Origin of the sequence: Candidatus Ornithobacterium hominis (genome assembly GCF_900538215.1) — a bacterium.
Classification (GTDB): Bacteria; Bacteroidota; Bacteroidia; order Flavobacteriales; family Weeksellaceae; genus Ornithobacterium; species Ornithobacterium hominis.
In genome coordinates this window covers 119,583-136,768 of record NZ_UNSD01000008.1, presented here as the reverse complement: position 1 = coordinate 136,768, position 17,186 = coordinate 119,583, and the positions used below count along the sequence as shown (strand labels likewise).

At 36.2% G+C, this 17,186-nt stretch carries 16 protein-coding genes and 1 pseudogene; 5 read left to right on the top strand and 12 right to left on the bottom strand.

From position 1 onward, the window contains the following. Positions 1-15 precede the first annotated feature (15 nt). Positions 16-303 carry a DUF2586 family protein gene (locus D5J18_RS07365; RefSeq protein ID WP_133298125.1) on the bottom strand — a complete coding sequence of 96 codons (288 nt, stop codon included), beginning with the start codon at positions 301-303 and terminating at the stop codon, positions 16-18. Beyond that, a pseudogene (locus tag D5J18_RS07360) lies at positions 278-604 on the bottom strand (AAA family ATPase); the annotation flags it as partial. The gene D5J18_RS07365 and the pseudogene D5J18_RS07360, both read right to left, overlap by 26 nt. Before the next feature lie 146 nt (positions 605-750). Between D5J18_RS07360 and D5J18_RS07355 the strand changes: the two are divergent. Then, positions 751-1,203: a S24 family peptidase gene (locus D5J18_RS07355; protein ID WP_119058358.1), complete on the top strand. Its 453-nt coding sequence runs from the start codon at positions 751-753 to the stop codon at positions 1,201-1,203. Between the two features lie 696 nt (positions 1,204-1,899). Here the strand turns inward: D5J18_RS07355 and yajC are convergent. Genes yajC through nusB form a run of 3 tightly spaced genes read right to left on the bottom strand, consistent with a single transcriptional unit; the run spans position 1,900 to position 3,690 of the window. Then, on the bottom strand, positions 1,900-2,190 hold the full coding sequence (yajC, locus tag D5J18_RS07350) for a preprotein translocase subunit YajC (RefSeq protein ID WP_119058357.1): 291 nt from the start codon (positions 2,188-2,190) through the stop codon (positions 1,900-1,902). A 12-nt stretch (positions 2,191-2,202) separates the two neighbouring features. Next, positions 2,203-2,706 carry a DUF1573 domain-containing protein gene (locus tag D5J18_RS07345; protein WP_119058356.1) on the bottom strand — a complete coding sequence of 168 codons (504 nt, stop codon included), beginning with the start codon at positions 2,704-2,706 and terminating at the stop codon, positions 2,203-2,205. A gap of 42 nt (positions 2,707-2,748) precedes the next feature. Beyond that, the gene (gene nusB, locus D5J18_RS07340; protein ID WP_119058355.1) at positions 2,749-3,690 is read right to left on the bottom strand and encodes a transcription antitermination factor NusB; all 942 of its coding nucleotides are present in this window, start codon (positions 3,688-3,690) and stop codon (positions 2,749-2,751) included. Between the two features lie 348 nt (positions 3,691-4,038). Here nusB and D5J18_RS07335 point away from each other — a divergent pair, with 348 nt between their 5' ends. The 3 genes from D5J18_RS07335 to D5J18_RS07325 all read left to right on the top strand — a co-directional run bounded on the left by D5J18_RS07335 (position 4,039) and on the right by D5J18_RS07325 (position 6,340). After that, entirely contained in the window at positions 4,039-5,235 is a 1,197-nt protein-coding gene (locus tag D5J18_RS07335; RefSeq protein WP_260377573.1) for a PNGase F N-terminal domain-containing protein, read from the top strand. A 154-nt stretch (positions 5,236-5,389) separates the two neighbouring features. Then, the gene (locus D5J18_RS07330) at positions 5,390-6,007 is read left to right on the top strand and encodes a DUF445 domain-containing protein (RefSeq protein ID WP_119058353.1); all 618 of its coding nucleotides are present in this window, start codon (positions 5,390-5,392) and stop codon (positions 6,005-6,007) included. A gap of 72 nt (positions 6,008-6,079) precedes the next feature. Then, a complete protein-coding gene (locus D5J18_RS07325; protein ID WP_260377572.1) occupies positions 6,080-6,340 on the top strand; it encodes a YtxH domain-containing protein in 261 nt (86 codons plus the stop codon). Positions 6,341-6,425: 85 nt separating this feature from the next. On the opposite strand, the gene D5J18_RS07320 is transcribed toward D5J18_RS07325, so the two are convergent. The 5 genes from D5J18_RS07320 to D5J18_RS07300 all read right to left on the bottom strand — a co-directional run bounded on the left by D5J18_RS07320 (position 6,426) and on the right by D5J18_RS07300 (position 12,203). After that, positions 6,426-7,403: a pyruvate dehydrogenase complex E1 component subunit beta gene (locus D5J18_RS07320; protein ID WP_119058351.1), complete on the bottom strand. Its 978-nt coding sequence runs from the start codon at positions 7,401-7,403 to the stop codon at positions 6,426-6,428. 80 nt (positions 7,404-7,483) lie between these two features. Beyond that, positions 7,484-9,235, bottom strand: coding sequence for an aspartate--tRNA ligase (gene aspS / locus D5J18_RS07315; RefSeq protein WP_119058350.1), 1,752 nt, complete (start codon positions 9,233-9,235; stop codon positions 7,484-7,486). A gap of 92 nt (positions 9,236-9,327) precedes the next feature. Continuing rightward, positions 9,328-9,975 (bottom strand): peptide-methionine (S)-S-oxide reductase MsrA, encoded by a 648-nt coding sequence (msrA, locus tag D5J18_RS07310; protein ID WP_375730852.1) that lies wholly within the window; start codon positions 9,973-9,975, stop codon positions 9,328-9,330. Between the two features lie 131 nt (positions 9,976-10,106). Continuing rightward, positions 10,107-10,601 (bottom strand): thiol peroxidase, encoded by a 495-nt coding sequence (tpx, locus tag D5J18_RS07305; protein WP_119058349.1) that lies wholly within the window; start codon positions 10,599-10,601, stop codon positions 10,107-10,109. A gap of 57 nt (positions 10,602-10,658) precedes the next feature. Next, positions 10,659-12,203: a sulfatase family protein gene (locus D5J18_RS07300; protein WP_119058348.1), complete on the bottom strand. Its 1,545-nt coding sequence runs from the start codon at positions 12,201-12,203 to the stop codon at positions 10,659-10,661. Between the two features lie 71 nt (positions 12,204-12,274). Here D5J18_RS07300 and D5J18_RS07295 point away from each other — a divergent pair, with 71 nt between their 5' ends. Then, complete coding sequence (locus D5J18_RS07295; RefSeq protein ID WP_119058347.1) at positions 12,275-13,471, top strand: anaerobic sulfatase maturase; 1,197 nt, start codon at positions 12,275-12,277, stop codon at positions 13,469-13,471. 291 nt (positions 13,472-13,762) lie between these two features. Here the strand turns inward: D5J18_RS07295 and D5J18_RS07290 are convergent, their stop codons facing one another. Together D5J18_RS07290 and D5J18_RS07285 are read right to left on the bottom strand one after the other, a co-directional pair. Further along, complete coding sequence (locus tag D5J18_RS07290; RefSeq protein ID WP_119058346.1) at positions 13,763-14,860, bottom strand: FISUMP domain-containing protein; 1,098 nt, start codon at positions 14,858-14,860, stop codon at positions 13,763-13,765. Between the two features lie 434 nt (positions 14,861-15,294). After that, the gene (locus D5J18_RS07285) at positions 15,295-17,106 is read right to left on the bottom strand and encodes a TonB-dependent receptor plug domain-containing protein (RefSeq protein WP_119058345.1); all 1,812 of its coding nucleotides are present in this window, start codon (positions 17,104-17,106) and stop codon (positions 15,295-15,297) included. Positions 17,107-17,186 lie beyond the last annotated feature (80 nt).

Genomic DNA, 17,186 nt, shown 5'->3' with positions numbered 1-17,186 from the left:
TTAATCAGCGTTTAATTATTCTTTAATCGTTGTTGTAAAACCTATCAACACATCAATTTCTTTGGCATAACCGACTGGTAAAATTTTAATAGAAACTTCCATTTTCCCCGTAGTCAAAATATTTTGTTTGTGGTCAATGAATGCTTTTACTCTAGAGATTTCACCATTGGCAGTCATACTACCGTCAATTTGCACTTCAATTTTATCTTGCCATGATTTGATGATGGCTGGGTGAATAGTGCCGTCATCACTCAGCAGAATATCATCGCTTAATTCATCAATCAAGGCATTGTAGGCAAGCAAAATCGCCTTCTAACTGATTGTAAATCGTAATGAAAAAGTAAAGCACTTGGTCGCTCACCTTATCAAATTCATCAAAAAGTAAAACAGGATTTTCAATCTTTTTCAATGTGCTTACTACTTCGCTCATCATTTCCGTTACATTCATCCCTGTGTTATCACGCCCCATCACTCGTAGCAGTTCCATAAGGAAAGCCTTTCGGTTCCAAAACTCATTGCAGTGCACCATAAAGGCTGTTGCGTTGTTCATTTCATAATGCTTCATTGCTACTGTTTTCCCGCTGCCTGCTGGGTTGATGACTGCATAAACTTGCGAAGTTTGCTAAATATTTAGATGTAAAACCTCAAGTTTTATCAAACTGGAGAAAAAGAAACACATTTGACATAGATTTAATATACACAAAATGCAATGAAATTGATGCGAATTGGCTTCTTACTGGCAAAGGTGATATGTTGAAAGAAGATAGAGAGGTTCCAGAGACACCCGCAAAACATAACAGGAAAGGTATTCCGCTACTGCCATTTGACACCTTTGCAGGTTCCGGCAGCGATATTGAGGGAATAAACTTTGATATAATAGAAGAACGCTACGAAATTCCACTATTCGATGGGATGCAGGTAGATTTTTTAATTCCAGTGCGTGGTTCATCTATGTATCCCAAATATAGCAGTGGTGATGTTGTTGCCTGTCGTTTAATTGATGAGCTTCTTTTCGTACAATGGAATAAGGTTTATGTTTTAGACACCATCAGCCAAGGTGTAATTATGAAACGCCTAAAAAAAGGCAAAACAGACGATGTTTTAATCTGTAAATCCGACAATGAAAAGTACGATCCCTTCGAGATTCCATTAAACGACATTAGGAAAATAGCACTGGTAATTGGTGTAATTAGATTAGAATAGTTGATTATCAAGCATCTAAGTAAAAACATCTATTGTTTTAAAAGTGTTAAACACCCCAATTATAAAGCAAAAAAAGGCTTTAAGTTGCTTTAAAAGTGTGTATATACCCCTATTATAAACCAAAAAAATAGCATTTTTTGTGTCCCTAAGTGTGTCCCTAATCCATTTTTTAGTGTTTCAGTCATTTTTCAAAAATAGAGCAGTATATCTGTTATATGAGAGGTCAAAAGGAGCCGTTAAAGCCGCATATAGTCATAGATTGCGGGTATTTCCCTCAGAATGGTTATAAGAGTAATTTAAGCGGTAATTAAATGTATTTTAATGGTAATAAAATGGTAGTAAATGGTAGATCTTTGCACATTTCATTTTGTTTTTAAAAAGAGGGCAAATAGCCCTCAATCCCTTTATACAAGCCGTTTTCATCGGCTTTTATCTCTTTCTCTTTTTTGCACTTTTTATTTTACGGCCCTTAATAGTCTATCATCTATAACTGATTGATTTCTAATCACTAAATTGCGGCACGGATAGAAATGAAAATCCCGCAAAGACAGATGCGATAACAAAAAATAAATGCCAAAGAGTGGAACACGCAGGTGTGAACTCTTTTGGCATTATTTTTTTGTAAGCAGATGGCTGCGGAATTGGAATGGATAGCCGTAAATGCCGCCCAAAATATTTTCTTAAGGCTTTAAAAAATTATTCTGCGGTATCTTTATCATACCTTGCCATAGAAAGCTCTTGTGAGATTCCTGTTCTTTCAATTCTTAGTTTACTAGCGCCAGTATCTAGCAAGATGATGTCACCTTGAATGTCGGCTACACGCCCATGAATTCCTGATGTAGTAACTACACGTGTTCCTTTCGTTAAATTTTCTTGAAATTTTTTTTCTTTTTTTTGTCTTTGCATTTGTGGGCGTATCATAAAGAAATACATCACGACGAACATTAACCCAAAAAACAAAATTGATGTCATTCCATCTCCTCCCATATTTTTAAATTTTTAGTTAAACGTTGGCGGCGGTGCAACATTAGTATTTGGCGCTGGTGATGCTGGCGCATCTTGACCTTCTACCACATTGGCTGAGATCTTGAACTCCTCTTGTTGATTTGCCGTATTTGTGATTAAAATAACTGTTTTCATTTGCTTGCCATTCATTGCTGGTGCGGTGTATTCTACCGTTAGTTCTCCTTTTTCTCCTGGTGCGATGGGTTTATCGCTATATTTTGGTACGGTGCAGCCACAACTGGCTTTTGCATCTTTGATTTGCAAAGGCGAAGCTCCAGTATTGATGAAAGTAATTATTTTTGTTACTTTTTCATTGGCTTTTACGTCGCCAAAATCGTAGTTTTCTTGCTCTAATGTGAAAACAGGTGCATTTGCTGGGTCTACGGCTTGGGGTTCGGCTTGGGTTGGCAGTGCTGCTTGTGTTGTTTGCTCTTGTTTCTTTTCGCAAGCTAGGTTTAGCATTCCGCCTATGATTGCCAGCAGTATTACTTTTTTCATTTTTATTTTATTAAATTCTATAGTTGGTGCAAAGATACTAATTTACATCAAACCTCGGGCACTTTTACGAACTTTGTCTTTTTCGGTTAAATCTTTTAATGATTTGTCTAAAATTCCGTTGATGAAAATCGCACTGTTTTCTGTCGAAAAATCTTTTGCTATTTCTATGTATTCATTGATTGTAACCTTTGGTGGAATATTCGGGAAATAGAGAAATTCTGCCAATGCCATTTGCATCAAAATTTTATCAATCAGCGCAATGCGGTCAATCTCCCAATTGCTTGCATTATTTTTTATAATTTCATTTAACTCGACCTCATGGGCGATACTTTCTCTTACTAGTTCTTTGGTGAATTCTAAGTGAGATTCGTCTAAAAGTAACTTCAGTAGTTTGGTATTCTCGTCACTTTTTGCGATAAAAGATTGTATCGTGTTTAGTACCATTGTATTGGCTATTGCTAAATCTTCTGCCCAGTTGATTTTTTTGTCTTCGATGTAACTATAAATTTCTTCGCTCGGTGCTATGAAATCTTTGTATAAACGGATGATGAAGCGGCGATGCTGATTGAATGAAACATTCTCTGCGGATTGATATTTTTTATATTCTTCTGAATTTTTTAAGGCTTTAAAAATTTTAGACGGGTAAGAACTTTCTATTGCCCAGCTTAGTTCTCCGTGTTTTTCTCTAAATTCATTTAGCTCTGGGTTGGATTCTAAAACTTTGAATATAGGATTGTTGACAAAACGATAGTTGGGATTAGCTTCTTCTGCCGAGGGGAGATTTTTTTCTAAGCCTTTTTGAATACTAGCCTCTGCCTCGTATTTTACTGCCAATAGCAAATCTAGCATGAGATGGTATAAATCTTGGATTTCATAAATTCCATTCATCATATTTTTCTCGTTTGCCCGCAGGTTGTTATTGCCTCGGTAGTAAGCATACAAAGTCTGCATAGCTTTAGCACGTAACTGTCTTCTTCCTAACATTAAGAACTTAATTTTACTGCAAAAATAGGATTCTGATTTTAACTATTAAAATTTATTATATTTATTTTCTAAACCCAGTGTTTTTTTGTGATTCTTAGTTCAATTTTGCCGAGTTTTCTTAATCTTAACAATAAACATTTCATTATCTACAATTTTAAAGGCTTTTCAAAAATTTCATTAAATCGATATAATTGAATCCCTCTTTTGCTACTTGCTTCAAAGCCACACACACTTGTATTTATTTGACGTTCAAACTAATACGTTAAACTTTAATATTTTAAGAAACTTTTTTATAATATAGCGCGAGTCAACTCTAGAAATAATCCTTAATTTTATAACTTAATTAAAATGATGATGAAAAGATTTTTACTTCTAACTTCTCTTGCCGTGATAGGAAGTTGCTTATCTCAAAAAACATTCCCTCAGCCTCAAACGTTGAAAGTTTTTGAAAATACAGTAGTGAATTTTGCTAAAGAAGGCCGAATAGAAAAGGCTTCAAGATTGCAAGATGGGCGCTTAATCATAAAAAAAGTCAATGCGCCTGTTTTTGCCTATGGAACGGATGTGAAGATTAAAGTTACGGTGAAATCAAATGGGGATCGGTGGGACAAAAGCGGCTCTGTTTTTGTGATTCCTGATATGGAAAACATAAATCTTTTGGCTGTAGCCGAGGGAAATGCAAAATTTCCTGCCAATAGTATGGTAGAAGAAACCTTTGGTGGCGTGAAGACCTCGCCCGATTACCAGCCCGCTGTGGAGCTATTGAGATTTATGACTCCATTTGGCGTTGGGCACTACAGTGATGAAGTGAAGTTTCCTAGTATTAAGTACTCTCGGCCAGTTTATGTACCAAAATGGGAAAATGAAGTGCATTGGACTCAAGATATTTCTCAGCTTTCTTCTTTAGTTCAAGGAGATTTCTACATCGGTGTGTGGATTGACACATGGACGGCCGAAGGCTATTTAGTCGATGTAGATTTGATTTACAGCGGGCGACCACGGCCTACACCAAAAGTTTTACCTTTGCAAAACACAGTCTACTATGCCAATGGGCAAAGGATTCCAGACTTTTTCTCTAGAAACAGCTTAGCGGGAAATTTCAATTTAACTAAAACAGCTAAAAATGTCACCTTACACTACATCACAACTGGGCACGGTGGGCATGCCGGGGGTGATGAGTTCATCAAAATTAATAATACGATGAAGATTGATGGGCAAAAAGCTATTGACTTTATTCCTTGGCGAGATGACTGTTCGTCTTTCAGAAGATTCAATCCTTCCTCTGGCGTTTGGGTAAAGAAAGACACTGCCAGCTATTATAATGATGATTATCAACGTGTAAAGGGTGAAGTTACAGAACGTTTAGCCTCTTCAGACTTATCTCGTTCAAACTGGTGCCCAGGGAGTTCTGTTGAACCACTGAGAGTTAATTTAGGTTCTCTAGAAGCTGGGCAGCACAATTACGAAGTGATTATCCCAGCAACGGCTAATCAGGGTGATGAGAATAATCATTGGCTGGTAAGCAGCTACCTTACATTTGAATGAAATTTTTTAAGGCTTTAGAAATTTTAAATCTAAATTCGTAAAAAGCTTGTTTTTTTAGATTAATTAGAAAAAAATAAATTTAAAATAAATCTTAACGATTAAAAATTTTTAAATGGTTAAATTTTTGCAAGGCTTTAAAAAAAATAATTGAGTTTTGGTTTTAATTTTAAAGTTTATCTTTATTCCTATTTTTTCTGGATTGATTGGGTGGATTACAAACAAAATTGCCGTTTGGCTTCTGTTTAACCCCAAAGAGCCTAGAAATATTTTAGGCGTTAAATTTCAAGGCGTTTTCCCTAAAAGGCAGCATCTGATTGCTCAACGCATTGGAGATTTGGTGGCAGATGATTTATTGTCTGTCGATTCGCTGAAATCACAGGTTTTTACTGATGAAAATATGAATCATCTCAATTACTTTATTTTATCAAAAGTAGATTATTATTTTGAATATGAGTTCCCAAAAGATCATTCATTTTTTAATTTATTCATCGGGAATTCAACCAAAGAAAAAATCAAAGAACGGCTGCAAGATAAAATTTATGAGAGTTTAGACAATGCTAGCGAAAACTTTCATGACTATTTAGAGAATAAAGTAAATATTCGAAAAATCGTTTCACGTAAAATCAATGCTTTAGATTCTGGCGAGGTAAATAATCTGATGAATAATATTTTGAAAAATGAATTGGGATTTATTGAATTGACGGGCGCTATTTTAGGATTCATCATTGGTTTGATTCAAGTCAGTTTATTAGAAATTATTAATTTGCTCTAAGAAATGACTTCATCAAACTTTGGCACAGATTTTTCTATACAAAGGAATAAATAATTTAAAATTTAATATATTATGAAAAAGTCTAGAGGATTATTAGCATTATTAGGATTAGGAGCTTTTGCTTTTTGGAAATATAAAAACATGTCTCCTGATGAAAAAGATAAAGTGAAAGGGAAAATTAATGAGGCTAAAAGAAAATTTAGTGATGCTACTTCTGATTTAAAGGATTCTTTGGATAATAAAATCAGTCAGGCTAAAGCGGAATTAAACGATTTAAAAGATCAAGCAAGAAAAGAAGCTGAAAATGTAGCTGAAGAAGCTAAAAATATCTAAAGCTAAAATTATAAAAATTAACTATAGCCTAAAAAAGCCGGGGAATTCCCGGCTTTTTGTTGATAGGTGAAGAGATTTATTAATTTTATTTATACATTACTGACTTCACTGCTTTCACCACCTCTTCCGCTTTAGGGAACCATGCTTCATACAAAACAGAAGAATAAGGCGATGGAGCGTCTGGAGTTGTAATTCTCTTGATTGGTGCATCTAAATAATCAAAAGCTTTTTGCTGAACCATGTAAGCAATTTCACTCGCTACAGAACCAAATGGCCATGCCTCTTCCAGTACAACCAATCTATTGGTTTTCTTCACAGAATTAATTATAGTTTCATAATCCAAGGGGCGAATAGTTCTTAAATCAATCAATTCAATATTGATGTTATCTTTAGCCAATTCTTCTGCTGCTTTTTGTGCTTCTTTGATGACTTTACCAAAAGAAACTACCGTACAAGAATCTCCTTTGATTTTGATGTCAGCTTTACCAATTTCAATGGTATATTCCTCATCTGGAATCTCCATTTTATCACCATACATTTGTTCTGATTCCATGAAGATAACTGGGTCGTCATCTCGAATGGCTGATTTCAACAAACCTTTGGCATCATACGGGTTAGACGGGACTATAACCTTTAGCCCTGGGCAGTTGGCATACCAACTCTCAAAGGCCTGTGAGTGTGTCGCTGCCAATTGACCAGCCGAAGCTGTTGGCCCACGGAAAACAATCGGAATATTCCATTGCCCTCCACTCATTTGTCTCATTTTTGCCGCATTATTGATAATTTGGTCTATTGCTACAAGTGAGAAGTTAAACGTCATAAACTCAATGATTGGCCTGTTTCCGTTCATAGCAGAACCTACACCAATACCAGAAAATCCACCTTCAGCAATAGGTGTATCTATGACTCTTTTGGGGCCAAATTCATCCAACATTCCTTTTGAAGCTTTATAAGCTCCATTATATTCTGCAACTTCTTCACCCATTAAATAGATGGAATCATCTCGTCGCATTTCTTCACTCATTGCTTCTGCTATAACTTCTCTAAATGTTTTTTCGCTCATCTTTTCAACTTAAAATCTAAACAAATTTATTAAATATTATTGAATTTTTCTAAGCTTTATTTTTTTAAGCCTTTAAAAAATTATTTTTCTTCTATTCTCAAGTTCAATTCTTCTAGCTGCTCTTCTGCAATCTTTGCTGGCGCATCAATCATCACATCCCTACCTGCATTATTTTTCGGAAACGCAATGTAATCCCGTATGGTCTCTGCTCCGTCCAAAATCGCTACTAGTCGGTCAAATCCAAAAGCAATCCCGCCGTGTGGAGGTGCACCAAATTCAAAGGCGTTCATCAAAAAGCCAAACTGTGCTTTTGCTTCTTCTTCTGTGAAACCTAGAATTTCAAACATTTTAGATTGAATTTCTTTATTATAAATACGGATTGAGCCTCCACCAATTTCATTCCCGTTCAGCACCAAATCATAGGCATTGGCACGGACTTCTTTGGGATTTTCTTCTAGTAAATTCAAATCTTCTGGTTTAGGTGCCGTGAAGGGATGATGCATGGCATAGTAGCGTTGTGTTTCTTCATCCCACTCAAGCAAAGGGAAGTCAACCACCCACAGTGGGGCAAATTCCTCTGGATTTCTCAGGTTGAGGCGTTTTGCCATTTCCATACGCAGTTCACTCAGTTGCTTTCGTGTTTTGTTAGCAGGCCCAGCCATCACCAATAATAAATCTCCAGGCTGAGCTCCCATCGCATCTGCCCAAGCCTTTAAATCCTCAGGCGAATAAAATTTATCTACTGATGATTTCATGCTCCCGTCGATATTGTATTTTACCCACACCAAGCCCAGTGCGCCGATTTGCGGTTTCTTCACCCAATCAATCAATTGGTCTATTTCTTTTCTCGTATATCCTGCACAGCTAGGCGCCGCAATACCCACGATTAATTCTTGCGAATCAAAAACTTGAAAGCCTTTACCTTGTGCCAACGCATTCAGCTCGGTAAATTCCATGCCAAAGCGAATATCAGGTTTATCATTCCCATATTTTTTCATCGCTTCAGCGTAAGTTATTCTCGGGAAATCACCTATCTCTACTCCTTTTATATCTTGAAGTAATTTTTTTAGCAAATCTTCAAAAATATTTAGAATATCTTCTTGCTCCACAAAAGCCATTTCACAATCGATTTGCGTGAATTCTGGCTGTCTATCAGCTCTTAAATCTTCATCTCTGAAGCATTTCACAATCTGAAAATAGCGTTCTAAACCACCTACCATGAGCAATTGCTTAAAAGTTTGTGGCGACTGAGGCAAGGCATAGAATTGCCCTGGGTTCATACGTGATGGCACGACAAAGTCACGAGCTCCTTCAGGTGTAGACTTGATAAGAACTGGTGTTTCTACTTCCACAAAATCCTGCTGGCTTAGAATTTCTCTAACTTTTTGTGCGACTTGGCTTCTGAAAATCAATTTATCTTTTACCAGATTTCGGCGAATGTCTAAGTAGCGATACTTCATTCGTAGCTCCTCTCCCCCATCTGTTTCGTCCTCTATGGTAAAGGGGGGTAATTTTGAAGGATTTAAAATCTCTATATTCTCAACCAAAATTTCAATTTCACCTGTTGAGATTTTGGGATTTTTTGCCTCTCTTTCTATTACAATCCCCGTTACGCTTATCACAAATTCTCTACCCAATCGGCGAACTTTCTCTAGCAATTCGGGGGCAGATTTTTCTTCTTCTAAAACCAATTGCGTAATGCCGTAGCGATCTCGCAGGTCAATCCAGATTAGAAATCCTTTATCTCGTATGGTTTGTACCCAGCCACTTAGTTTTACTCTTTTGCCTGCGTGACTTAGCCGAAGCTCTCCGTTATTGTGCGTTCTATACATTATTTACCTTTGAATGAATGGCAAAAATACTATTTTCATTTTTGAAAGCTAAATTTTTGATAAAGGGATTTTTTTAAGGCTTAAAAAATTTTTTATTGAAATTCTGGTTTCAGCCAATCATGAAATTTCTGATGAAATTTTTTGATTTTAGGAGCAATTACAGCACCACAATACGGGTTTTCAGGATTGTTAACAAAATAGTCGGAATGATAGTCTTCTGCTGGGTAAAAATTATCATTCAAAGGGACTATTTCTGTCACATATTTAGCAGAGTAGTCCCCTCTTTCTTCACTTTGAGCCATCGATTTTTCTGCAATTTTCTTTTGTTCATCGTTATGATAAAATATTGCTGAGCGGTATTGCGTGCCAACATCATTCCCTTGGCGATTGAGCGTCGTCGGGTCATGCAAAACCCAAAAAACATCTAGCAATTGTGCATATGAAATCACTGACGGATTATAGCGAATCTGGACTACTTCTGCATGTCCTGTTTCACCAGTGCATACTTGCTTGTATGTTGGGTTTTTCACGCTCCCCCCAGCGTAGCCTGATTGTACTTCCACGACTCCTTTTAGCTCATCAAAAGCAGCTTCAATACACCAAAAGCAACCTCCTGCTAATGTGGCTATTTCATAATTTTTATTTGAATTATCCATGTTTATTTTTGTTTTTTTCGTTTGAGATTGGCAAGAATATAAAGTCAAAAATCCCAAAATTACCCAAAGAATTAATTTTCTCATTTCAGTTCGTTTGTAAATATTGTACCAAGAAAACTTTTTGTTTGTTAATTCTTCGTTAATTTTTTTTAAGCCTTAAAAAAAAAGCGACTTTTTTAAGTCGCTTTTTTCTCATTATTTTTAATTTCACCTCTTTACAAGTGGCTTAAAGCTTCATCATAATTTGGTTCATCAGTAATTTCTTTTACTTGCTCATTATAAACGATTTTGCCGTTTTCATCCGTTACAATTACGGCTCTGCTCAGCAAGCCTTGCATTGGCCCATCTACAATTTTACAACCGTAAACGTCACCAAAATCGCTATTGAAATCACTCAGCATCAAAACATTGTCTAAGCCTTCCGCCGCACAAAATCTCTTTTGTGCAAATGGTAAATCTTTTGAGATGCAAAGCACCAATGTATTTTCTTTATTTCCTGCCGATTCGTTAAATTTTCTTACTGATTGAGCACAAACTCCAGTATCAACCGACGGGAAAATATTGAAAACTAACTTCTTCCCGTTGAAACCTGAAATTTTTTTTCTTTCTAAATCGGTGTTAATCAATTCCACGTCTTTCACTTGAGAGCCTTTTTCTGGTAAACTCCCACTCGTGTTGATCTTATTTCCTTTCAATGTAATCTCTGCCATAAAGTTTAATTTTATTTGTTTAATTATACTTGTAGCAAAAACCATTCTTTTTTTACATTATTTAGAATATTTTTTAAATTCTTGATCTTCAAAAAGCACATTCAAAGCATCAAAATCCTCATATTCCTGAATTTCTTTTTTCAGTAATTTCATCATTTCTTTTTTCACTTCTTGGTATTTTGGTGCATTAAAAATATTGTCCATTTCTTGCGGATCTTTTTCTAAATCAAAAAGTTCCCAGTTTTCAACTCTTTTGTAATAGCGAATCAGTTTATATCTTTTATTATTCACTCCGAAATGTGGCGAAACGGCATGTTCTCCATTTTCATAATAATGATAATATAATTCATTTTGAGTTTCAGCATTTGGATTTTTCAGAATCGGTAGCATTGACACTCCCTGAATATCTCGAGGAATTTTCACGTCTGCCAATTCTAGTAATGTTGGGGCAATGTCAATATTCATCACAAAAGAATTTGAGGATGATTTTGCGGGTACTATTTTGGGGTATTTGATGAGTAACGGCGTACGGTAAGATTCTTCATACATCCATCGCTTATCAAACCAACCGTGTTCCCCTAAGTAAAAACCTTGGTCTGAAGTATAAATCACGATTGTGTTTTCATCTAAGCCATTTTTTTCTAAATAATCTAAAGTTCTACCAATATTTCTATCTAATGAAACCGCTGTTGATAAATAATCATTCATATATCTTTTATACTTCCATTCAGCTAATTTTTCTCCTTTAAGCTTACTTTTTTCTAATTTTTTCTGAATCGGTTTATAGTAATTTTCAAAAGCTTTCAGCTGCTCTTCGTTCATCCGCTTAAAATTATTATCTACCCGAAAGTCGTCGCCCAGCATCTTCAAATCATAGCCCATCCGCATATCTTTTGCTATAGACATTTCTTGCAGAGCAGCTGCTTTTCGGCTTCTGTAATCGTCATAAAAAGTTTCAGGAATACTGAATTTCGCTTTGTCAAAAGCTCCAATATCCTGCAAATCAGGCATCCACGTTCGGTGTGTGTTTTTATGCCCTATGACTAAGCAGAAGGGTTTCTCTGCATCTCTCTCATCTAGCCATTTTTCTGCCGCATCTTCTACTAAATTGGCTACATAGCCTTCTTCTCTTATTTTTCCTTTCCCTCTTTCGATGAAATCTGGGTTGTAATAATAACCTTGCCCGATGAGTATTTTATAAAAATCAAAACCCTTAGGGTCGTAGCCTAAATGGTATTTGCCAATCCAAGCTGTTTGGTATCCGTTTTCTTGCAATAAATTTACAAATTGCTGCTGATTACTATTGTATGATGAATTTTCATTGTCTTTGTAGCCATTTTTATGGCTCATTTTCCCCGTTAACAGACTAGCACGGCTCGGGCCACAGATGGAATTATTTACGTAAGATTTATGAAAAATCATTCCCCCCTCTGCCAAGCGGTCGATATTGGGCGTATCGATATAACGATGATTTTTATTGTAAGCGCTAATGGCTTGGTATGCATGGTCATCTGAAATGATGATGACGATATTTGGCTTTTTATTTTGTGAATATGCTACCGAAAAAACATAGAGAAAGAAAATAATTACGTACCTTTTCATCGAACAAATTTTTTGTGAAAGTTATAAATTTGTCTATAAAAGTAAGAAAAAAATCATTCTAAACGAAAAACATGTACTACAAAAATCCCTTAAGTTTTATTCTCGTAAAACCCAGCGGCCCAGATTGTAATTTAGGTTGCACCTATTGTTTTTACTTAGAAAAAGAAGCTATGTTCCCTGGGACTAAAAAACATCGTATGAGTGATGAAGTTTTGGAGGAATTAATCAAACAAGGTTTATCTCAAGCTGATGATTACGTGCAATTTACATGGCAAGGCGGCGAACCAACTTTGATGGGGCTTGATTTTTATAAAAAAGTTGTCAATTTACAACAAAAATATGCTAAAAATCAGATGATAGCCAATGCTTTGCAAACCAACGGTGTCCTGATTAACGATGAATGGGCTCAATTTCTCGGCAAATGGAATTTTTTAGTTGGTTTAAGTTTGGATGGGCCTCAGCATATTCATGATAAATATCGGTTTACACAAGGAGGAAAAGCTTCTTGGGAAAAGGTGATGGCGGCTCAAAAAAAATTAAGTCATTGGGATGTTGAAATGAATGCGATGTGTTGCGTTACCAATTATTCCGCAGATTTTCCAGATGAGTTATACCATTTCTACAAAAGACTGGGAATGAAATGGATGCAGTTTATCCCGATTGTAGAAACAGATAAAAAAAACCCTAGCAAAGCTGCAGATTTTTCTGTCACTCCCGAAAAATATGGGAAATTTCTCAAAAGAATTTTTGATTTATGGTGGAATGATTTTGAAAATGGAGAACCCACAACGATGGTACGTAATATTGACTCAGTCTTTTATACCTATGTAGATATGCCTTCACCAGAATGCACACTTTTAGAGCAATGTGGTGTCTACCCTACAGTGGAACATAATGGCGATGTTTTTAGTTGTGATTTTTTCGTAGAAGATCATTGGCGTTTGGGTAACATCATGCAAGGTGACCAGTTGATTGAAATGATAAACAGCAGTACCCAAATGAAATTTGGGAAAATGAAAAATATTTTGCCTGAAAAATGCCACACTTGTGAATGGTATAAAAACTGCTATGGCGGCTGCACCAAAGACCGTATAAAAGATATGAGGGATGAAGGGAATCCTCGATTTTGCCAATCTACTATTGATTTCTTAGAACACAGCCATAGCCGATTACAATTTTTAGCACAACGCTGGAAGCAACGCCAGCTCCAAAGTCAACAAGATACGGCTGATATTTATAATGCTGATTTTGATTTTTTGAAAAAATAATAAAATTTGTGATGGGGATTTATAACAAATATTTTTTTTTAAGCCTTAAAAAATCTCATTGATTGTTTGCTATAAAAAAATCTGCTCGCAATTTACAAACAGATTTATCATTTCTTAAAAGACAACGATTTTAAACTTACTTTATCAACTTCCTCCTTTTTTAGCCCAATAAATCATTAAAATCTAAATGAACTACGGGTTGATTTATTCTCCTAAAATTTTTAAAGGCTTAGAAAATTTTTCTCTAAGCCTTTAATTTTAATTGATGATTTTCTGATTTTAAATAAACGTTTAATAATCTTTAATACAACGCACGCTGGCGCCGTGATAGTAGGGGGTGTAGTAGTCGTCCACTAAGCTGTGTTCACTGCTGAAGGATATGCGCAGAGCCTGGCCTGACCCTCCTACTACATCAGAGCTACTCCAGTAGTTGCCGGGAGTATCCTTTTCGCTTATAGAATAAGAATTCTCATCTCCATCTTTTTTACGGTAGCCAGCAGCTGAAAGGTTTGGCAACTTAGTCTGTACCCACATTTTATTAGTAGAATCGCTTGTAATGTCACCGTCACCACCCATTAGAACCTGATAAAATGGTAACCACTCCAGATAAGTCGGAACATGGTAACCTGACGGGCATGGGTTATTAACTCCGCCTGCTTGCCACAACTCAAAATCTTTTAAATTATATGTTGTAGCATTACCACCATTCTTTGTCCAATAATAAATCTCCTCGCTAGGAGTAATAAACTTCCCTGCTGCTTTGTCTGTTTCTGTCCAAGTATCGGCTAATTCTTTGGTAGTTTCTGAATCCCTAAACTCATGTCCATTACTCGCTCTCTGCCATTGGTATAATGAACCGTAGGTTTTAGCTTCATTATGGGCATCTGTGCCTGTTTTATTAACCGTCGGGTCAAAATCAGGATTATTTATGTCTGCATACGCCGCTCCAAGGTTGAGGTTGAGCCATGTTCTATTGTAGCCGCCCTCGCTTACAATTGTAGCACAATACACAAAATCGTGCTTACCGCTGATACCAAATAATTTATCAAAAACTATGTTTTCTGGCGGACATTGCTTGATTTTATTGATGATCCCATCTGCTTTGGTTGGCTGCTTACCGCGGATATAATTTATTTTCCCTTTGTCTACTATTATATCCCATTTGAGGTCTGAGAGGCTTGTGCGCTTCACCTTTTGGTCTTTTTCATCCCAAATTAAAAGCCAATCGGTCTTTTCTTTCATCTCAACATCTTGTATGCGCAGGTCTCCTTTTTGGTTGTCTTTTGCACTGATGTCTAGCATGGCTTGTGGCTCTTCTGTATTAATGCCTACTTGGGCGGTGGCTAAGGCTCCTGGCAATACAACGAAAGAAAGTAATAATTTCTTCATTTATTTTATTTTTTTTGGTTAATATTTTATTGATTTATTCTTTTCTTAATTAAATTTTCGCTGTTTTTTTGCTGTTTTTTATTCAACTTTTTTAGCTTCTTCTTTTAGAAAGAGCCCCAACCCGTGAGGCTCTTCTTTTTGAAGAAATTACTACCTTCACACAGGTGAAAATAGAAAAACCGCACAAGATTTTCTTGCACGGCTTTGCGGTTCGCTCCCGCGGGGAAGCAATAAATTACTATAAGTTATTGATAATGAGTTGTTTAGCTCATTATTTGTGTGTGTGTGTGTGTGTTTACACTTTATTTTGAAACTCACAAATTTCATTTGTTAAAATTTCGTTATTTTTTGTTAAAATTCCGTTGAGATTTTTTCACTTTTCTCAACCTGCCCGCAAATGTATTTTACGTTTTTGAATTATGCAAATTTGCTTCTTAATTTGAAAAATTAAATTGATAGGTTACACCCCCGCTCACCCAAAAACCAGGCATTTGCACTAAGCTAGTCTCTGTATACTTAGTACCTGTAAGGTTATTGAACGAAGTGAAAATCTGCCAATTCTTGTGTTTATAATTCAACTTCGCATCCAGCAAATGATAATTTTCTATCGTTACACGGTCTAAGTAGCGATAAACTAAATGACTATAAAGATGATTGAACCACTGGTTCTCTAATTTCACCACGACTTGATGTCTTAGATTATCTAATAAATAGCGAGATAATGCAAATTCAGAGTTAACTATGCTTTTGTCTAAATACGTGTAGTCCACTGCAAAAGATCTTACAAAGCCATTGAAGTTTTTCTTTAAATTAACTTCTACTCCATCTACGGTTACACTCGTGCTATTGATGGGCTTCCACGGTTGGTTTTTATCTTTTTTTACCCAATCAATTGCATTTTTTGCATGGCGACGGAAGGCACTGACTTTTGCCGAGAACGTAGGCTGCAGAAAATGATAGCCCACCTCAAAGCTGTTGGCTGATTCTGGCTTTAAATCTGGATTCCCCACCTCTGTTTTGCTTTGGTAATACCACTCGGTGTATGATGGCAAGCGGTGCACACGTGCTGCATTGGCAAATAATTTATTTTCAGCATTGATTTTATACGCAGCGCCTAACTGTGGATAGAAAAAATCGCCAACATTGCTGAAATGGAACCAACTTGCACCTGGTATAATGTTTAATTTTTCGTTGAAAAAAGAAAACTGATGCTCAAAAAATACAGATATGATGTCACGCTCATGACTACCCAAGTTATTACTATTTAGGTATTCTTTTTTGTATTCTGACCCAATGGAAGTCAAGCCCAAATCATTCATGAAACTTACCGATACTTCTGCCCCTAAATTATTACCAATGTGCATGTTACGATAAATTTGTGGGTTTTTCCTATTAAGCAAATACATGTCTTGTGCGCGCGTCCAATAAGTTCTAGCACGGATTCCCCAGTTGTCTTTTTTCGTATCCAATCCCAAACTCACGATGGAGTTTTGCGTTTCTTCATATTGTTCGGTGTAAGTAGGAGAAGCATAAAAACCGTTTGCACCAAATTTTTTCTCACCAAAACCAGCCTGTAAATTAAATTCACCTATACCAGACTGGAATTTCCCTTGGTAGAACATGTTTTTATTCGTATAATCGGTATTGTGTCGGTAGCCGTCTGAAGCGCCATAATTTGCATTCCATAAATGCTTTACTTTGGGCGAAGCGATGCTAATGTTTGTTCCGACTTTATAAGTTCCGTAGCTTCCAGCTTCAGCGCTCAGTTGAACTTTTTTTCCTTCTCTTGCTCGTGTAATCACGTTTATAACGCCAGCAAAGGCATTGGCGCCGTATTGTGCTGCCTCTGGTCCTTTGATGATTTCAATTCTCTCAATGGCATCTGCATCAAAGGGAATATTCCATAAATTGTGTGCCGTTTGGGGATTAGTCACTCGTACACCGTTTATCAAAAGTAAAACCTGCTCAGAATTTCCTCCACGTATAGAAATGTCTGATTGCATTCCGCCTACTCCGCGACGGCGTAAATCAATGCCAGAAAAATAAGAAATAATTTCTTCCACGCTTTGTGATGGCGTGTTTTGGATGGTTTCTCGGTCTATGATTACCACATTTTGGTTATGCTTTTTTGTTGTAAGTGGTAAAGTTCTGCCCGTCGCTATTAGACTGTCTAAATAATTTTCAACTTGAGCCTCAAGGCTTAAAAAATTAAAAAACACTGTCAGTAAGATTAATTTTTTCTTCATTCTTATATTTTTTGTTTTAAAAATGTCGCCAAATATATAAAAAACTTTTTTTAACACAATTTTGAATAATTTAAATTCTT